We start from the raw sequence: 14675 nt of genomic DNA, 5'->3' as shown, positions 1-14675 counted from the left end.
AGTAAAGCTAGGAGCTTCACTCCTAGCTTTGAGATCTATCTTAGCGTGTTGGACAAGCTGTTTCAGAGATACTATTGATCACAATATCCTCAACAGGGACATCGCTAAAGCTATTCCCATCAGGATCTTTAGCGACACCTGTTTTAACGATATCTATCTGATCGATCACATCCTCTAAACCTTCAATAACTTTACCAAAAACTGCGTAGCCCACCCCATCTTGCGCATGCTCCTTATCTAAAAATGTATTATCGACAGCGTTGATAAAGAACTGTGATGTCGCAGAGTTAGGTGCGCTGGTACGTGCCATGGCTAAGGTTCCGCGAGCATTGCTTATGCCAACATCGGATTCGTTAGTAATGGGATCTCGCCCCTCTTTATAGATGAGTCCAGGTGTAAAACCCCCAGTCTGCGCCATAAATTGAGTTATCACTCGATGAAAGATGACACCATCATAGAAGCCTTCGTCCACATACTGCTTAAAGTTATTGCCAGTCACAGGGGTATTGGTCAGATCGATGGCCAACTTCACCTCTCCCATACTGGTATCCATCAGATAACATACGTCAGCGGCCAACTCCGGAGCAGGCTCAGGACTCGGTGGCACGCTAGTGTCTCCTGAATCACTTCCACCACCGCACGCCACTAAGGTAGAACCAAAGACCAAACTCAATATTAACTTCTTCATCGCTATCTCTTCTCTATTAAGCACACATTCAAGGAATGCTGACACTAGACTGCCAAAGGTTGACAAGATGTTATAGTTAAGTTGAAAGCGAAACAATAGTGGATACAAAGTGTTACTATAAGGGAGTGAAAATATTTCAGCGGCTCAATGCCTAAGGTGATCGGGCCGAATCAGTTGGCCCGACAACCAAAAATGGATAAAAAGCTACTTATACCAATCAGTATAAGAAGTTGATCTACTCAGAGTGTCTTTTGGCAAACTAATTCAAGGCGAATGGATGATGGAATGGTTGTTCCCTTGTGAGTTCATTCAACGCAGAAGTAGGCAGCCAAAAACACTCCTTACAGGCGAGTTTTAGCGGTGCTGATGCTGTGACTTTTTATAAACCAAGAGGGAGCTTAACCCTAGTTTCACTATGCTCTACACTCGTTGCAAGCCACATGGATGTGGTGAATGTCATTAATGCAGGAGCAATTAAGGATCTTGCCTCAGGCCCGCTAAACTCTCGCTGAGCGATCAAATCTTTATACTAATTGGTATTACCTCTAATCTTCTGAACCATTGAGATTAACGCCAAAGCTAGTGCACCAGCAACAATGCCAAACAGGGTGTTAAGTAGACTTGGGGTGATAAATGACAGTGTAGGCCCCACCACAGACAGCTCGCCAACCAGTGTTGCCACATGGGTTATATGCTCACTCACCACATGCAGTCCATGGGTAAGTATTCCACCACCCACCATAAACATGGCTACAGTTCCAACGACGGTCAGCCCCTTCATCAAATAAGGCGCGGCGTTGACCAGTCCACCACCAAACCAACGTCCAAAGCGGGTAAAGAGTCCTGGGCCTTCTCGCCTATTTAAATAGAGGCCCAGATCATCAAGTTTCACAATTCCCGCCACTAAACCATAAACCCCTATGGTCATCATTAAAGCAATCGCAGATAGGGTAACAACTTGAGTTGAAAAACTCGCCTCAGCAACCACGCCTAAAGTGATAGCAATAATCTCGGCAGAAAGCACAAAGTCAGTTCGGATAGCCCCTTTGATCTTCTCCTTTTCATAAGCGGCCAGATCATCCACTAACCTAACCGCGCCCTCCTCACCTTCACTGTGCTTTACTCGATGATGAGTATAACTATGGTAGAGCTTCTCAAACCCTTCAAAACAGAGAAACAAGCCGCCAAACATCAGTAAAGGGGTGATGGCTTGGGGAATAAAAGCACTGATAAGTAGTGCGGCAGGGACTAAAATACATTTATTTTTCAATGAACCTATAGCAACAGCCCAAACCACAGGCAGCTCTCTATCGGCACTAACGCCTGAGACCTGCTGCGCATTAAGTGCTAAATCATCACCTAATACACCAGCCGTTTTTTTCGCTGCCACCTTACTCATTAAAGCAACATCATCCAAAATAGCCGCAATATCATCTAGCAATGTCAGTAGGCTAGCTCCAGCCATAATAACTCCCTAAGTTAAACAAACTCTCTAAATAAGATAAAAAGAGAAGAGCGAAACGGATAGCAGCGACTTTCTTCTGAAAATCAGGTTAATCCACCAGTAATATCAAACATAAGATACACACAGCTAATAAAAAATGAAAATTTTGGTGTTTAACCCTATAACTAAAAGTGCGACCCGAGGACTGACACTCCTATCGATGTAAGCGTATAATACGCACAGAATTTTATGAAGCACTCCTCACAGGAAGCCAGTATGACACAAGATGAGATGAAAAAAGCCGCCGGTTGGGCAGCACTAGAATACGTTGAAAAAGACAGTATCGTAGGTGTGGGCACCGGCTCTACTGTTAATCACTTTATCGATGCCTTAGCCACAATGAAGGCTGAAATTGAGGGAGCAGTATCCAGCTCTGAAGCCTCAACCCAGAAGATGAAAGACCTTGGGATACCTGTATTTGATCTTAACTCTGTGGATGAGCTTTCTGTCTATGTTGATGGCGCCGATGAGATCAACGCTCATATGGATATGATAAAAGGTGGCGGAGCCGCTTTAACTCGTGAAAAGATCGTCGCTGCAGTCGCCGATAAGTTTATCTGTATTGTCGATAACACTAAGCAGGTTGATGTTTTAGGTGAATTCCCACTACCCGTTGAAGTTATCCCTATGGCTCGCTCATATGTCGCTCGCCAACTAGTTAAACTCGGTGGTGATCCCGTTTATCGTGAAGGCGTTATCACAGATAATGGCAACATTATTCTGGATGTCTACAACATGAAGATAGTCAATCCAAAAGAGCTTGAGCAGCAGATCAATAAGATAGTTGGTGTTGTAACTAACGGTCTATTTGCAAATCGCGGCGCTGATGTGCTGTTAGTGGGCTCGCCAGATGGTGTTAAAACATTAAAGTAGACCCGTTTACAGGCAAGATTAAAAGGGGTGGAAGCAATTTTAATAGCTAAAGTAAACCTGCTTCCAATGCTTTGCCCCTTAAACACTTATGAAGGTTTACCATGGCTGGTAAACCTTCATTGTTTTAAACGGGGAGATCCTAAGTGGTGCTTACTCCTCTAATGGCTCAATGAGCTCAGTGAGTCCCTGTGCAGGCTTTACCCCGTCCTGCTCCTTTACTGAAGCGACTTGCTCATCATCTAAACCACTTGGGAAGCTCACAATAAACTTCACGCCTTTTTCTCTATTTTTATACTCCACATCTATGCTTCCCCCTAAGCCCTCGGTGATCAAGCTGTGCACAATTGATAAACCAAGGCCGCTCCCCCCAGTTAGCTTGGCCGTGGTGTAAAAAGGATCGAAACACTTTTTCATTGTCTCCTCATCCATACCGTGGCCGTCATCTTCAACTGAGAAAAAAACACTGTCAGCCATCTCGCCAACTTCAATGTTAATAGTGCCTTCGGTCCTATCTTTGAAAGCATGCCTCACGGCATTGAGTACCAGGTTACTCGCAACCTGCCATATATGATTTGGTGTCACGTGAACATAGGTCGATCCCGTACCACTAATATTGAGCTTATGTTTCCCCATTTTAAGCTCATGTTTAATACTCAACATTGACTCTTCAATAAACGAAAGCAACTCGAATGTTGCTCTATCATCAACATGTTGGCCCACTGCCACCTGCTTAAAACTTTTAATCAAATCCCTAGCTCTGGAGAGGTTACTTGAGATTAATGCTTCAGCCATCTTACTCATTTCAAAGAACCTCTCTATCCCCTCATGCTCTAGACGCTCATTATTATAATCGTCCTGAAGCTTTTCAGTCTCCTCGACGAGAGTAGAAGTGGCCGTAACGCAGATGCCTATGGGCGTATTCACCTCATGGGCAACACCAGCAACTAAAGTACCTAACGCAGCCATTTTTTCCGATTGAACTAAAGTTTCTTGAGCTAAATCCAGTTTATTTAATGCTGTTTCTGCAGACATTCTTGATTTCTCAGCCCTTTCCCTCAACAGGTCAAGAGCAGCAACCTGCTTCTCAATTGCACTAAATACTTTGCGAATAAGAAACAGAAAAATAACTCCTCCTATAAAACTTAACGCTAATACCCAGATCCAGGTTGCCGTTAACTCATCAGTAGAGCGCTGATCCATCACTTTTTGTCTATTCTGCTCAAGAAGTACGAAACGACCTAGCTCCTGTTCAATATCAAGCACTAACGCCTCCAACTCCTCCTTAAACAGGTCCTTTTCAATCAGCATGGATAGAAAGTCGCGGCGCAGAGTGTAAAACCCACCTTGGCTAACATGGATGGTCTGGTGCTTCTCATCGATATTATAGTTATCACCAAACAAGGAGACTCTTAACGCTTCCAGTTCTAGCTCACCATTGATATCGCTATTAGAAAATACCGCCTCCATATCTCGCTGAAGACGTACAAGCACTGGTTTTAACTTGTTGTCCTTGATATCCGCTAAAAGGTCATATTGATCAACGCCATCTAACACTTCAACTAGCTGCTGAATGCTGGCAATCTCAATTTGAAGGTTATCTCGGCCTCCACGTAGTTTTTCCAAATATGTCGCAACAATCTCACGGGCAAGCTTATCAGCGGCACTAGCTTTAGCTTTCTGATATTGTCTAATTTGAAGTGAAGAACGTATCCTCTCACGCCCAGCGGAGTCGTTAATTAAGCCATGAAGATCCTGCAAACGATTACGCACTTTATCTAATGATATTTTATCTCTTATATTCTGGTTTAATGACTCATTACGACTTCGCCACAACTGAACTGTCACCAATAAACGGCTGAACTCCTGCCCCTTTCTCTTTAACACTTCCCAGCGAGACAGTTGCTGCTCACTTTCATGTTCGGATGAAGATAAAATTTGAGGAGTCGTAAGAGATTCTATACTACGCTGAAGGTTTACTATTGAGGCTGTACCCGCATCCTCATCCACGGTTTCATCAAGATTAAGTAACTTAATTAACTCAAGTCTTCCTCTTCCCAGCTCAAAACGGACCGTTGACTCATCCTCTGCAAATCTAATCGTTTCATTTGCCAACTCAGCTAACTGATCTCGCTGATTGGTGATCCCCCAGCCCATGGAGAGATTAACCCCGATAGTGATCACGACCGTCAGGCCGATGATGGCCCACAGCATCTTTCCTACACGTTTTGCTTCAATGGATGATTCAGTCATAATTCAGCGCTATTACTGCTCAATAAAAGAGGCGATATCAGACCATTCAAAAGAGACAAACTTGCCTTTCTCTAAACGGGTGGGCCAAACCATATGGCTTGCTTGGTGACTATTCGCGTCAAAGTAGAGCGAATTCCCCACACCAGCATCAAACTTACCTAGGGCCTCCAGTGCATCAATAAGCGACTCTCTCGTTGGTTTACCGCTTATCGTTTTTAATGCTTTTGTCATGATCTTGGCTGCAATATACCCCTCTAAGCTACCAAATGAAGGTAGCGCATCTGGGGCAAAGGCTGTTAATGCATCCTGGTACTCTTTAACAACGGGCAATGAAAGGTTTTCAGGATGCGGCACAACCTGAGTCACAACCACCCCTTTTACACTCTCCCCTAATTGCTTCGCCAAAGGTGCACTTCCCACAAAGGACACATTCAGAAATAACGCATTCACCCCAGACTCTCTGGCAAGTTTAATAAAACGGGCACAAGGGGCATATGCACCAACCATAATAATCGCTTTTGGGGTAACCTCTGCCAAGATGATATCGGCAAGTGCATTATCTACCGAGAGGGTGTTTCGCTCATATCGGCCATGAACAACCTGAGACTTAGACTTCAAACCATTTTTTAGTAAAGCAGTGATACCGCCGATATATCCAGCATCACCATAGCCATCTCTTTGGGTAAAAAAAGCTATCTCTTCAGGTTTAAGGCCCGCATGTTTAATCAAAGCATCAACCATAGTCGATGTCTCTTCTGCATAGCTTGCTCGATAATTTATAATGTAGCGATCAGGTGGTGTCTTACGTAATACACCAGCGCCTGTAAATGGAGCAAACAGTAAAGTCTGCTTTTCATTGGCGATGGGGATAGCTGAAATTGCAGTGGGTGTCCCAACATTACCGATCACAGCAAGCACTTTATCTTGCTCAATCAAGGTCCTCATATTTGGCGCGGTTCGGTTAGGCTCATAACCATCGTCCATTGCAATTAAACGTAGCTGACGTCCGTTAATCCCACCTTGGCTATTCTCCTTTGCAAACTGCATATTCACGCCTAACAACATATTTTTACCTAGCTGCTCAGCGGGCCCGCTCAGTGCGGTGGACATCCCAAGCAAGATCTCCTCTTGGCTCGACTCAACCTCAGAGGCCTGAGCCCACACTCCAGTGGCAATAAAAGTGCTTAAAAATAGAGAGAAAAATAGGAGAGAGGACGGATTAAATAACCTATGGGCTACAGAGGTCCATCTCGTCAAATAATGTCTACCTGAAAAACGGGTCGCTTTTAGCATCTCGATATCTCCTCAAAGAGATCAGTTTGATCGGCGGCATTGCTATCTAATAATGAGTATCTAGTAATTGCTATCTAATAAATGTAGGACATGGATTGCACAAACTCAATTGAGTATGGTCAGCTGAAAAGTTGATACTTTTCATTCATCAAGATAATCAAGACCAAAAAACTCCCGTTTAACTTAGGTTCTCGACAACATACTCGGTATAATCAACACCACGTACATACAGATAAAGAGCCTAAAACATGGCAAGAACCGCTTCCGCCCTCCACATTTTGGTCAAACATAAAGAGCTAGCCGAAGAGATAATTCAAAAGCTCAATAAAGGTGCAAAATTTGACCAATTAGCCAAAAAGCACTCTACCTGTCCATCGGGTAAGAAAGGCGGCAGTTTAGGCGAATTTAAGAAAGGTCAGATGGTTCCCGCTTTCGATAAAGTCTGTTTTACCGGCGAGCTGATCACACCACATCTAGTAAAAACCAAGTTTGGTTGGCATGTGATTAAAGTGCTATATCGCACTTAATGACGATATAGCTAGTTTCTCGCTAAGTTGGCAAGCCTTCGAATGAAGGCTAGTTACATTCTCTAGTTTGTCTACATTCAGCTTAGTATTAGGAGTGGCACCATTAGCATAACTAGGAGTTACCATATTAAAATTATAAGATTAGCGACTTAACCTCATCACATGCCTTTTTAGCATAATCAGTTGCTGTCTCCCCATCTTCATCTTTTATCGTTAAGCTAGCACCTTGCTTGAGTAAGAAACTCACGATTTCAGGCTTGCAGAATTTTAAGCTCAGCATCAAAGGAGTCGCACCTGACATACTGTACTCTCTTTTCGCATCGACAGGCATGCCTTGAGCAATAAAATCCTTTATCTGTTGCAGTTTCCCACGCCCAGCAGCATTCTCATACAACATTATATCCTGCTCACTAAACGATGTCGCAGAAGCCGTCGTTGATAAAAGAAAACCAATAGCAAAGCCCGAAAAAGCAATCATTTTTCTATTCATGATTCATCCTTAAATAGTTCTAATCCATTAAAAATAACATTCAACACTAAACTTAATACTCAAAAAAGAAAACCACAAGTAAAAACTAATAACCTTCCCTTCTAAACCTCTAAAAAATTTAAACAAAATCACTCATAATAAATCATCGATTTGGATTTCAAAAGAGAGATGTCTTGCATTCTACGACCCTCCCCTCATTTTAAAAGTCAGCCCAGCTTAAGATGACCGTTAGTACATTTAAGGATACGTGGGGATTAGTCAGAGTCAGTGTAAATTTTATTTGATTACCAGACACTTCCTAATCCCCCATTTTTAAACCCTAAGCACGAACTCTTTTATGTCCAATTGTTAGTCACAACAAGAGCCTAATTCGAAGAGATAAACAATCAGGTGTGAATGCGGCTGAGGGCGTTGGTGGCATGGCCGTTCTATGACATCCTGTCACCACGGCATTTGTGAATCCATTCACATCAGATGTCATCGTAGAGACTACAGGGCAGAGAATGTTCCAGACATTTTTTCTGCATTTCCTCCACTGACCCATAGGGATATGGGGAATGTCTTTAAAGGGTCTGGAACGCTTAAGACCTTGGAGGTCAGATATACTTGCAACGATATCCATATCTAAAATCAACAATAAAGGGGTCGTAGTTCATTAGCCCAAATTGAAGAGATGCTCAAGTAGGAATCTGAGTCAGGTGTGAATGCGTCTGTGGGCTTCGGTTTCAAGGATGAAACCGCAGAGCGGCCAAGGATGGCTTCACAGCGTCCCGCAGAAGTATTCATACATTCAGCATGCTGCAAGCAATAAACACCAACTTAGCTATGGTACTCAGCAAATAAACCCAATACCAACTCTGCCAAATGAACCCAATCAAAAAGAGACTTGAAGCATTGTTATCCGACAATGTGGCTCAACCTGCTGCAAGCAATTAACTGAATTGAAGTCATGGTATCCAGCAAACCAACCAAACACCAAACCCGCCCAATGAGTCTAACTCAAAAAGATATTTGAAACTTGCTATCAGGCAAGTCATCAAGCTTGTTATCCAACAAGTGACCAAAATCTGTAGTAAAAGTTTTCTACCGAAAACTAGAGAGAAAAATTGGCTATGGTTTTCTGAATGCCAACCACGTCAGTTCCCTTTTTGAGCTCTTTAACCAGAGGCTCTTTTTGACCAGAGATCCAGAGCTTTAGTTCTGAATCCATATCGAAGCGGCCAGCAGTTTCCACCTCAAAGTGGGTGATCGCTTTGTAGGGTATAGAGTGATAACTCACCTTCTTGCCCGTCATCCCCTGCTTATCAATCAAGATCAATCGCTTATTTGTAAATACAAACATGTCACGAATGACTTTATAGGCAAGATGTAACTGCTCGTTATCCCCCATTATCGGGTTTAGCTCCTCGGTTAACTCCTCTAAATTAACCTCTGAAGCGTTGCCCATTAACGAATCTAATAATCCCATGCTATTTCCCTTAATTATTTAAAAAAATAACATAACACGTTATAAGCAAAAGAGCGCCACTACTGGTAAATAGTCGGCGCTCTTGAAGATATTTATAACTGTTAACCTAGCGGGTTAACGAAGGCTAGTTCACGACTTCTCTGCCGTCGCTCTTAACCTGACGGTTGGCACCTACCACTAGCATTTCACACTTAGGGCAATCGAAAACCAACTTCAATACATCTTTACCGATCTCAAGCACCATAGGTTCAGCTTTTATCCCTGGGACCTCTTTAGGGCAGAGATTAAAGTTAAAACGTAAACAGTGTTTAGTGACCATTAGGGGCACCTCCTCTGTTATCCCGTTCTTCTCATAGGTATCTTCAATCTCAATCACACCATGCTGCTGATAAAAATCTTTCGATTTTTGATTTGCCACATTAGCGAGATAACTCAGATGCTTAGTAGGATACATAGCGTCTTGATTATGCTTCCAAGGCTTAGGTCTTTGATACTCATCAACCCGGGCTTTTTCAAGTGCGGCTACGGTATCACGGCGAAGTCCATTGATGACAGATGCTGGTGCAAACCAGATCAGCTCAGTTTCAATACTTACCTTTCTGGCCACAAAATCGGTACTGCCTAGTTTTGCCAGCTGTTTGCGTAACTTACCGCTGGCGGACTCTTGGTCGTTCGCCGGCTGCTTATCCATGACTAAGCTCACCTCACCTTGATGACCATACAGATCGGTCATGGTCATCTTGATGCCATCACTGGTATCAGCAATCACGATATCGACATCAATTGAGCGTTTAGAGGACTCTTTGGCAAGTACTGCCTCAAAGGCTTGGTCACGATTTCGGTAGATAGTCATGCCCACTTCAAGATCGCCAGGCACCGTTAACACATGCAGTTTTAACCCCTCAGCGCGGTTGACTCGCAACCCTTGTAACTTGTCATCAGACTGTTTGGCTTTAGTGTAATTGGCAGGAAAATAACAGAGGCCATCACCGTTATTAAAGGTATGCGTCGACTCCAGTTCAATAAAGTCTTTACCAAGACGTTTGACTGTCGCAACCTCTTCACCAATATATTTAGGAGAGCGGAAATCACTCACACCTTGGCTACGTTCATTCACAAAGTAATCGGTACGGCCACGGTTAAATGTCTTCTCAACATTGGGAGTAAAGGTGTGCAGTGAACGACCATGGGATGACGCCTTAAGCTCTGGGCGACGGGCGATGATCTTATCCAGTTCTTGACGGTAATGCGCGGTGACATTTTTCACATAGTTAATATCTTTCAGGCGCCCTTCAATCTTAAATGAGCGAACCCCCGCATCAATTAAGGCTTCAAGGTTGTCCGTCTGGTTATTATCTTTAAGGGACAACAGATGCTCATTTTCGGCAAGCACTTCACCTTGTCGGGTCTTAAGTTCACCCGGCAAGCGACACATCTGAGAACACTCACCTCGGTTAGCACTGCGATTACTAAAGGCATGACTTAAATTACACAAACCTGAATAGGCCACACAGAGCGCACCATGGATAAAGAACTCAAGCTGCATCTTAGTGTGCGCTGCCACTTCACGGATCTGACTTAAACCCAGCTCACGAGCGAGCACCACCTGAGAGAAGCCCACCTGCTCTAAAAATACCGCTTTCTCTGCAGTGCGGTTATCCATCTGAGTACTGGCATGCAGAGCAATAGGAGGAAGGTCGAGCTGAAGCACGCCCATATCTTGGACAATAAGCGCGTCCGCTCCCGCCTCGTACACTTGCCAGATCAACTTTTCAGCACCAGCAAGTTCGTCATCCATCAAGATGGTATTGATAGCGACAAAAACCTGAGCATGGTATTTATGGGCGAAAGCACAGAGCCGAGCAATATCCTCAACACTGTTCCCCGCGGTTGCGCGTGCACCAAATTCAGGCCCGCCAATGTATACCGCATCGGCACCATGCAGAATCGCTTCCATACCAAACTCAGCATTTTTTGCTGGGGCAAGCAGTTCTAAACGGTTTGATATATGCGACACATCGTCAGGGGTAAAGATGGTAGCTTTGCTCATAAAAATCACTCAAAAAAGTTAATGTGTAAATTTTGGTGGGATATTATAGCAAAAAAGTGAGTGCGATTGGGGTTAGCGAATATAAATTCAGTTTAAACTAAAATGAGCCAGTGGCGGCTCATTGAAGAAAGTTCAGTAATGTATTGCTAGCCATAAAGTTTCTGTCTCTTCACTCGTCCAGCTAACTCTATGTTTGCAATGGGCAGGTATATCAATATAGTCGCCAACCTTAAGGTGAATAGGCTCAACATCTTCAAACTGCAGTTTAGCCTCACCTTTTAATACCATCACCCACTCATTTCTGTCTTGATCGTACCACTGCCCTTTTGGGGTCACATGCGCCTTAGAGACAATTCGTTCGATTAAGACAGTGTCACTGCCGCCAACTTGCTCAAACACCTCATGGGTCAGATCGGCAGGTAAAGATGCAAACAGATTCTGTTTATTCACTCTTCACTCCTGCCGTATATAGGGCGTAAATAAGCCAACTTAGATAAAGGTACAGATATCATCCAATGACTTCTTTTTGGTGGCATGATCTGGAATGGATGCTCCTTCATCGGGGTAACCTGCGATAATCAACATATAGGGACGGTCCACATCGTTATCTCGACCACACACCTTACTCAAAAAAGACATAGGCTTAGGCGTATGTGTCAAAGTGCCAAGACCTGCATTGTGCAAGGCTTGTAGCAGAAAACCTGTTGCGATACCCACTGATTCATGGACATAGTAATTGGTCTTGCTTTCATCATTTTCCATGCCCCCTCGTTTTTGTGAGAAAACAGCAATCAACCAAGGGGCACGTTCAAGATACGACTTATTGGCATCTGTTCCCAAAGGCTTTAATGCATCAAGCCACTCTTCACCAGCTCGCCCCTCATAAAAAGAGCGCTCTAGAGCTTCGGCTTCATGACGGATCTGCGCTTTTACCTTAGGATCACTTATGGCAACAAAATGCCATGGTTGATGATTGGCACCACTTGGAGCTGTTGCTGCCGTTTGGATACACTGGGCAATTATCGCCTCTGGAACGGCTCTATCAGAAAACTGACGAATACTGTGGCGACGTTTAACCTCTTGATAATGGATCTGTGCTCTGGCGAGCATCTCCTCTTCACCATACTCGATAAAGTCAGTTAGGGGATGATGTGCTTCACTCTCTTTCATGGCAATCTCTGCTCCTTGCTCTCTATTATTATATTTTTAACCTAAACAAAAAAACAGAGAAAAACCAGTAACACTTTGTTGTTTAATTAGAAGTACAGATAAAAAAATGGAACCTTAAGGTTCCACTTTCTAATTGGCTAGTAACAGATTTAGATAATCAAATTAAAACTTATATCTGACATTGGCCGTGATTGTTCTACGCTGTCCGTAGAAACAATCACCACGGGCTAAACAGCTGGTAATAACGGTTTCATCAGCCAAGTTATCAATATTCAAACTCAAGTCAAAATCGCTAAACTCATAACCAAGCATCATATCAAACAGGTGGTAAGCCTCTGTGTTTAACGCGTTATGCAGCTGAGTACCATCGGGCATAAAGACATCAACACTGCCATCTGAGGTTTCACCTACATATCGAAAGCCCAAACCCGCCTTAAACCCATGCCAAAATGATTGTGGACGATAGGTCACCCAAGTTGAGAGCATATGCTCCGGCATCGCAGCTAATTTAGCATCGACTTCACCCACTTTATTGGTGTGCTTCTCTGAGTCTGTATAGGCATAGCTAGCGTAGACATCTATTTCATCCCACTCAAGTTGGGCTTCAAGCTCCAACCCCTGGATCTGAACTTCACCCAGCTGAAGCGTCAAATCAGGACCCGCAGACTGTTTACGATTTTTATCTGTGATATCAAAAATAGCCGCAGTAAATAGATGTTCAGAGCCTGAGGGCTGGTATTTTATCCCTAGCTCATACTGCTCGCCTTCTTGGGGCTTAAATGGCGTTCCAACCTGATTTGAACCATAAATAGGCTGAAAAGATTGGGCGTAGCTCACATAAGGGGCGATACCTGAATCAAAGCTATACATCAAACCTAAACGACCCGTTGTCGCACTTTGATCTTGCTTACCATCTTTTGTAGTTCTCGATTCCACCCTGTCATGGCGAAGTGCACCGCTGACAATAAAGTTACCAAACTTAATTGAGTCCTGCAGATAAATACCCAACTGATTATTGCTTTCACCCGGCGTATCTGGAATATCTGCTCCAGTGGGCAGTGAAGCTAAATTAAGACCATATTTCGGATCGTAAAGATCGAGTAAACCACCCGCCCCTGGAATATAGAGTCGGTCGGTGTCGGTATCGACATCTTGGTAATCGATACCAAATGTCAGATTATGCTCCACAGAGCCAGTATCAAACTCAGCTTGCAAGCGTAAATCAGATGTTAGCGCCTGCGCACTTGAATCACTCATGCTAACATTACGCAAAATTGAGCGACCATCATCTTGAAACTTTGGCGGCCAAGCGAACATGGTGCGATAGGTCGCTTTGCTGTCAACATAACGGCTAGTCCAGTGGAGTGACAGATAGTCATTCAGTTCCTGCTCTAGCAAAAGAGTCACCGATTTTTGCTCGGTATCATATTGATCCCAACCAGGCTCACTGACAAAGCGTGAGCTAGATATTTGGCCATTTGGTGCTGGCAATATCGTTCCTTCGTGAGGGAAGAACTGTGTGCTGGAGCCAGACTCATTTTTTTGCAAATTAGCCAGCAGTGTCAGCTTGGTGGTATCTGTCGCATACCAAGTTATTGCCGGCGCAATAAAGTAACTATTGTTATCGACATAATCCGTTTGCGTCTCACTATCGCGGTACAAGCCGGTTAATCGATACTGAACCGATTCATCATCATTGAGTGAGCCCGTTACATCGCCTGCGAGCTGCTTACGATCATAATTACCGACTTGAGCCCAGATCTCGCCTTGCTGTTCGGCCTCTGGTCGTTTAGTTACCATATTGATGATACCGCCAGTTGAACCTTGGCCATAAAGCACTGAGGATGGCCCTTTTAAGATCTCAATCTGCTGCAACATGTAGGGGTTAGTCCGGACATTATTGTAATTACCGAACATCATCTGAAGGCCATCTTGATACTGTAGTGGAGACACGCCACGAATTTGTGCCCAGTCACCACGGGTATCGACGCCATAGGGACCGTTGTATACTCCCGCCACATAGCCGATGGCATCTTGCACATTCTCAGCACCCAGATCGGTAATACGCTTCTCAGTTAGAACAGAGATAGATGAGGGTGTTTCTATAATTGGCATATCTGTTTTTGATGCCGATGCGCTCACGTAGGAGATAAGCCCTTTACCACTGATGGTTATCACCTCCATTTCAGCTTCATCGCCCTGCTCTGCTAAAGCGTGACCTGATAATGACACACTCAGTGCGATGAATAATGCGGGATATCTTAATTTAAAACTCTGGTCCATATTTCTGCCTCTTAACCTGTATTAGGGAGCCCCTTGAGAAATGTGGCGAGACAGTAGATCAATTGATAACGATTATCAA

General features: G+C 43.9%; 12 protein-coding genes. 2 read left to right on the top strand and 10 right to left on the bottom strand.

Annotated features, from left to right (window positions below):
* Window positions 1–40: 40 nt before the first annotated feature.
* A complete protein-coding gene (locus tag SWOO_RS04880) occupies window positions 41–688 on the bottom strand; it encodes a peptidylprolyl isomerase (protein ID WP_012323597.1) in 648 nt (215 codons plus the stop codon).
* A 529-nt stretch (window positions 689–1217) separates the two neighbouring features.
* Entirely contained in the window at window positions 1218–2153 is a 936-nt protein-coding gene (locus tag SWOO_RS04870; RefSeq protein ID WP_012323596.1) for a DUF808 domain-containing protein, read from the bottom strand.
* Between the two features lie 255 nt (window positions 2154–2408).
* On the opposite strand from SWOO_RS04870, the gene rpiA reads away from it, so the two are divergent.
* Window positions 2409–3065: a ribose-5-phosphate isomerase RpiA gene (gene rpiA, locus SWOO_RS04865; protein WP_012323595.1), complete on the top strand. Its 657-nt coding sequence runs from the start codon at window positions 2409–2411 to the stop codon at window positions 3063–3065.
* A 150-nt stretch (window positions 3066–3215) separates the two neighbouring features.
* Here rpiA and SWOO_RS25435 read toward each other — a convergent pair whose 3' ends face one another.
* Window positions 3216–5315: a sensor histidine kinase gene (locus tag SWOO_RS25435; protein WP_012323594.1), complete on the bottom strand. Its 2100-nt coding sequence runs from the start codon at window positions 5313–5315 to the stop codon at window positions 3216–3218.
* Between the two features lie 12 nt (window positions 5316–5327).
* On the bottom strand, window positions 5328–6608 hold the full coding sequence (locus SWOO_RS04855) for an ABC transporter substrate-binding protein (protein ID WP_012323593.1): 1281 nt from the start codon (window positions 6606–6608) through the stop codon (window positions 5328–5330).
* Between the two features lie 248 nt (window positions 6609–6856).
* Between SWOO_RS04855 and ppiC the strand changes: the two genes are divergently transcribed.
* A complete protein-coding gene (gene ppiC / locus SWOO_RS04850) occupies window positions 6857–7135 on the top strand; it encodes a peptidylprolyl isomerase PpiC (RefSeq protein WP_012323592.1) in 279 nt (92 codons plus the stop codon).
* Window positions 7136–7268: 133 nt separating this feature from the next.
* Here the strand turns inward: ppiC and SWOO_RS04845 are convergent, their stop codons facing one another.
* The 6 genes from SWOO_RS04845 to SWOO_RS04820 form a co-directional block, all read right to left on the bottom strand.
* Entirely contained in the window at window positions 7269–7625 is a 357-nt protein-coding gene (locus SWOO_RS04845) for an ankyrin repeat domain-containing protein (RefSeq protein WP_012323591.1), read from the bottom strand.
* A gap of 1093 nt (window positions 7626–8718) precedes the next feature.
* Window positions 8719–9093, bottom strand: coding sequence for a PH domain-containing protein (locus tag SWOO_RS04840; RefSeq protein ID WP_012323590.1), 375 nt, complete (start codon window positions 9091–9093; stop codon window positions 8719–8721).
* 124 nt (window positions 9094–9217) lie between these two features.
* The gene (locus tag SWOO_RS04835) at window positions 9218–11143 is read right to left on the bottom strand and encodes a peptidase U32 family protein (protein WP_012323589.1); all 1926 of its coding nucleotides are present in this window, start codon (window positions 11141–11143) and stop codon (window positions 9218–9220) included.
* Between the two features lie 132 nt (window positions 11144–11275).
* Entirely contained in the window at window positions 11276–11593 is a 318-nt protein-coding gene (locus SWOO_RS04830) for a cupin domain-containing protein (RefSeq protein ID WP_012323588.1), read from the bottom strand.
* Window positions 11594–11632: 39 nt separating this feature from the next.
* On the bottom strand, window positions 11633–12313 hold the full coding sequence (locus SWOO_RS04825; RefSeq protein WP_012323587.1) for a nitroreductase family protein: 681 nt from the start codon (window positions 12311–12313) through the stop codon (window positions 11633–11635).
* Window positions 12314–12475: 162 nt separating this feature from the next.
* Window positions 12476–14596 carry a TonB-dependent siderophore receptor gene (locus SWOO_RS04820; RefSeq protein WP_012323586.1) on the bottom strand — a complete coding sequence of 707 codons (2121 nt, stop codon included), beginning with the start codon at window positions 14594–14596 and terminating at the stop codon, window positions 12476–12478.
* Between the last annotated feature and the right edge of the window lie 79 nt (window positions 14597–14675).

The organism is Shewanella woodyi ATCC 51908 (genome assembly GCF_000019525.1).
GTDB lineage: Bacteria > Pseudomonadota > Gammaproteobacteria > Enterobacterales > Shewanellaceae > Shewanella > Shewanella woodyi.
The sequence above is the reverse complement of the archived record's forward strand: the minus strand, read 5'-3'. Positions and strand labels throughout refer to the sequence as shown.

Excerpts from the sequence above, each read along its gene's own strand:
- SWOO_RS04835 (WP_012323589.1), bottom strand. The coding sequence starts at position 11,143 with ATGAGCAAAGCTACCATCTTTACCCCTGACGATGTGTCGCATATATCA.
- rpiA (WP_012323595.1), top strand. The coding sequence starts at position 2,409 with ATGACACAAGATGAGATGAAAAAAGCCGCCGGTTGGGCAGCACTAGAA.
- SWOO_RS04825 (WP_012323587.1), bottom strand. The coding sequence starts at position 12,313 with ATGAAAGAGAGTGAAGCACATCATCCCCTAACTGACTTTATCGAGTAT.
- SWOO_RS25435 (WP_012323594.1), bottom strand. The coding sequence starts at position 5,315 with ATGACTGAATCATCCATTGAAGCAAAACGTGTAGGAAAGATGCTGTGG.
- SWOO_RS04845 (WP_012323591.1), bottom strand. The coding sequence starts at position 7,625 with ATGAATAGAAAAATGATTGCTTTTTCGGGCTTTGCTATTGGTTTTCTT.
- SWOO_RS04840 (WP_012323590.1), bottom strand. The coding sequence starts at position 9,093 with ATGGGATTATTAGATTCGTTAATGGGCAACGCTTCAGAGGTTAATTTA.
- SWOO_RS04880 (WP_012323597.1), bottom strand. The coding sequence starts at position 688 with ATGAAGAAGTTAATATTGAGTTTGGTCTTTGGTTCTACCTTAGTGGCG.
- SWOO_RS04855 (WP_012323593.1), bottom strand. The coding sequence starts at position 6,608 with ATGCTAAAAGCGACCCGTTTTTCAGGTAGACATTATTTGACGAGATGG.
- SWOO_RS04820 (WP_012323586.1), bottom strand. The coding sequence starts at position 14,596 with ATGGACCAGAGTTTTAAATTAAGATATCCCGCATTATTCATCGCACTG.
- SWOO_RS04870 (WP_012323596.1), bottom strand. The coding sequence starts at position 2,153 with ATGGCTGGAGCTAGCCTACTGACATTGCTAGATGATATTGCGGCTATT.
- ppiC (WP_012323592.1), top strand. The coding sequence starts at position 6,857 with ATGGCAAGAACCGCTTCCGCCCTCCACATTTTGGTCAAACATAAAGAG.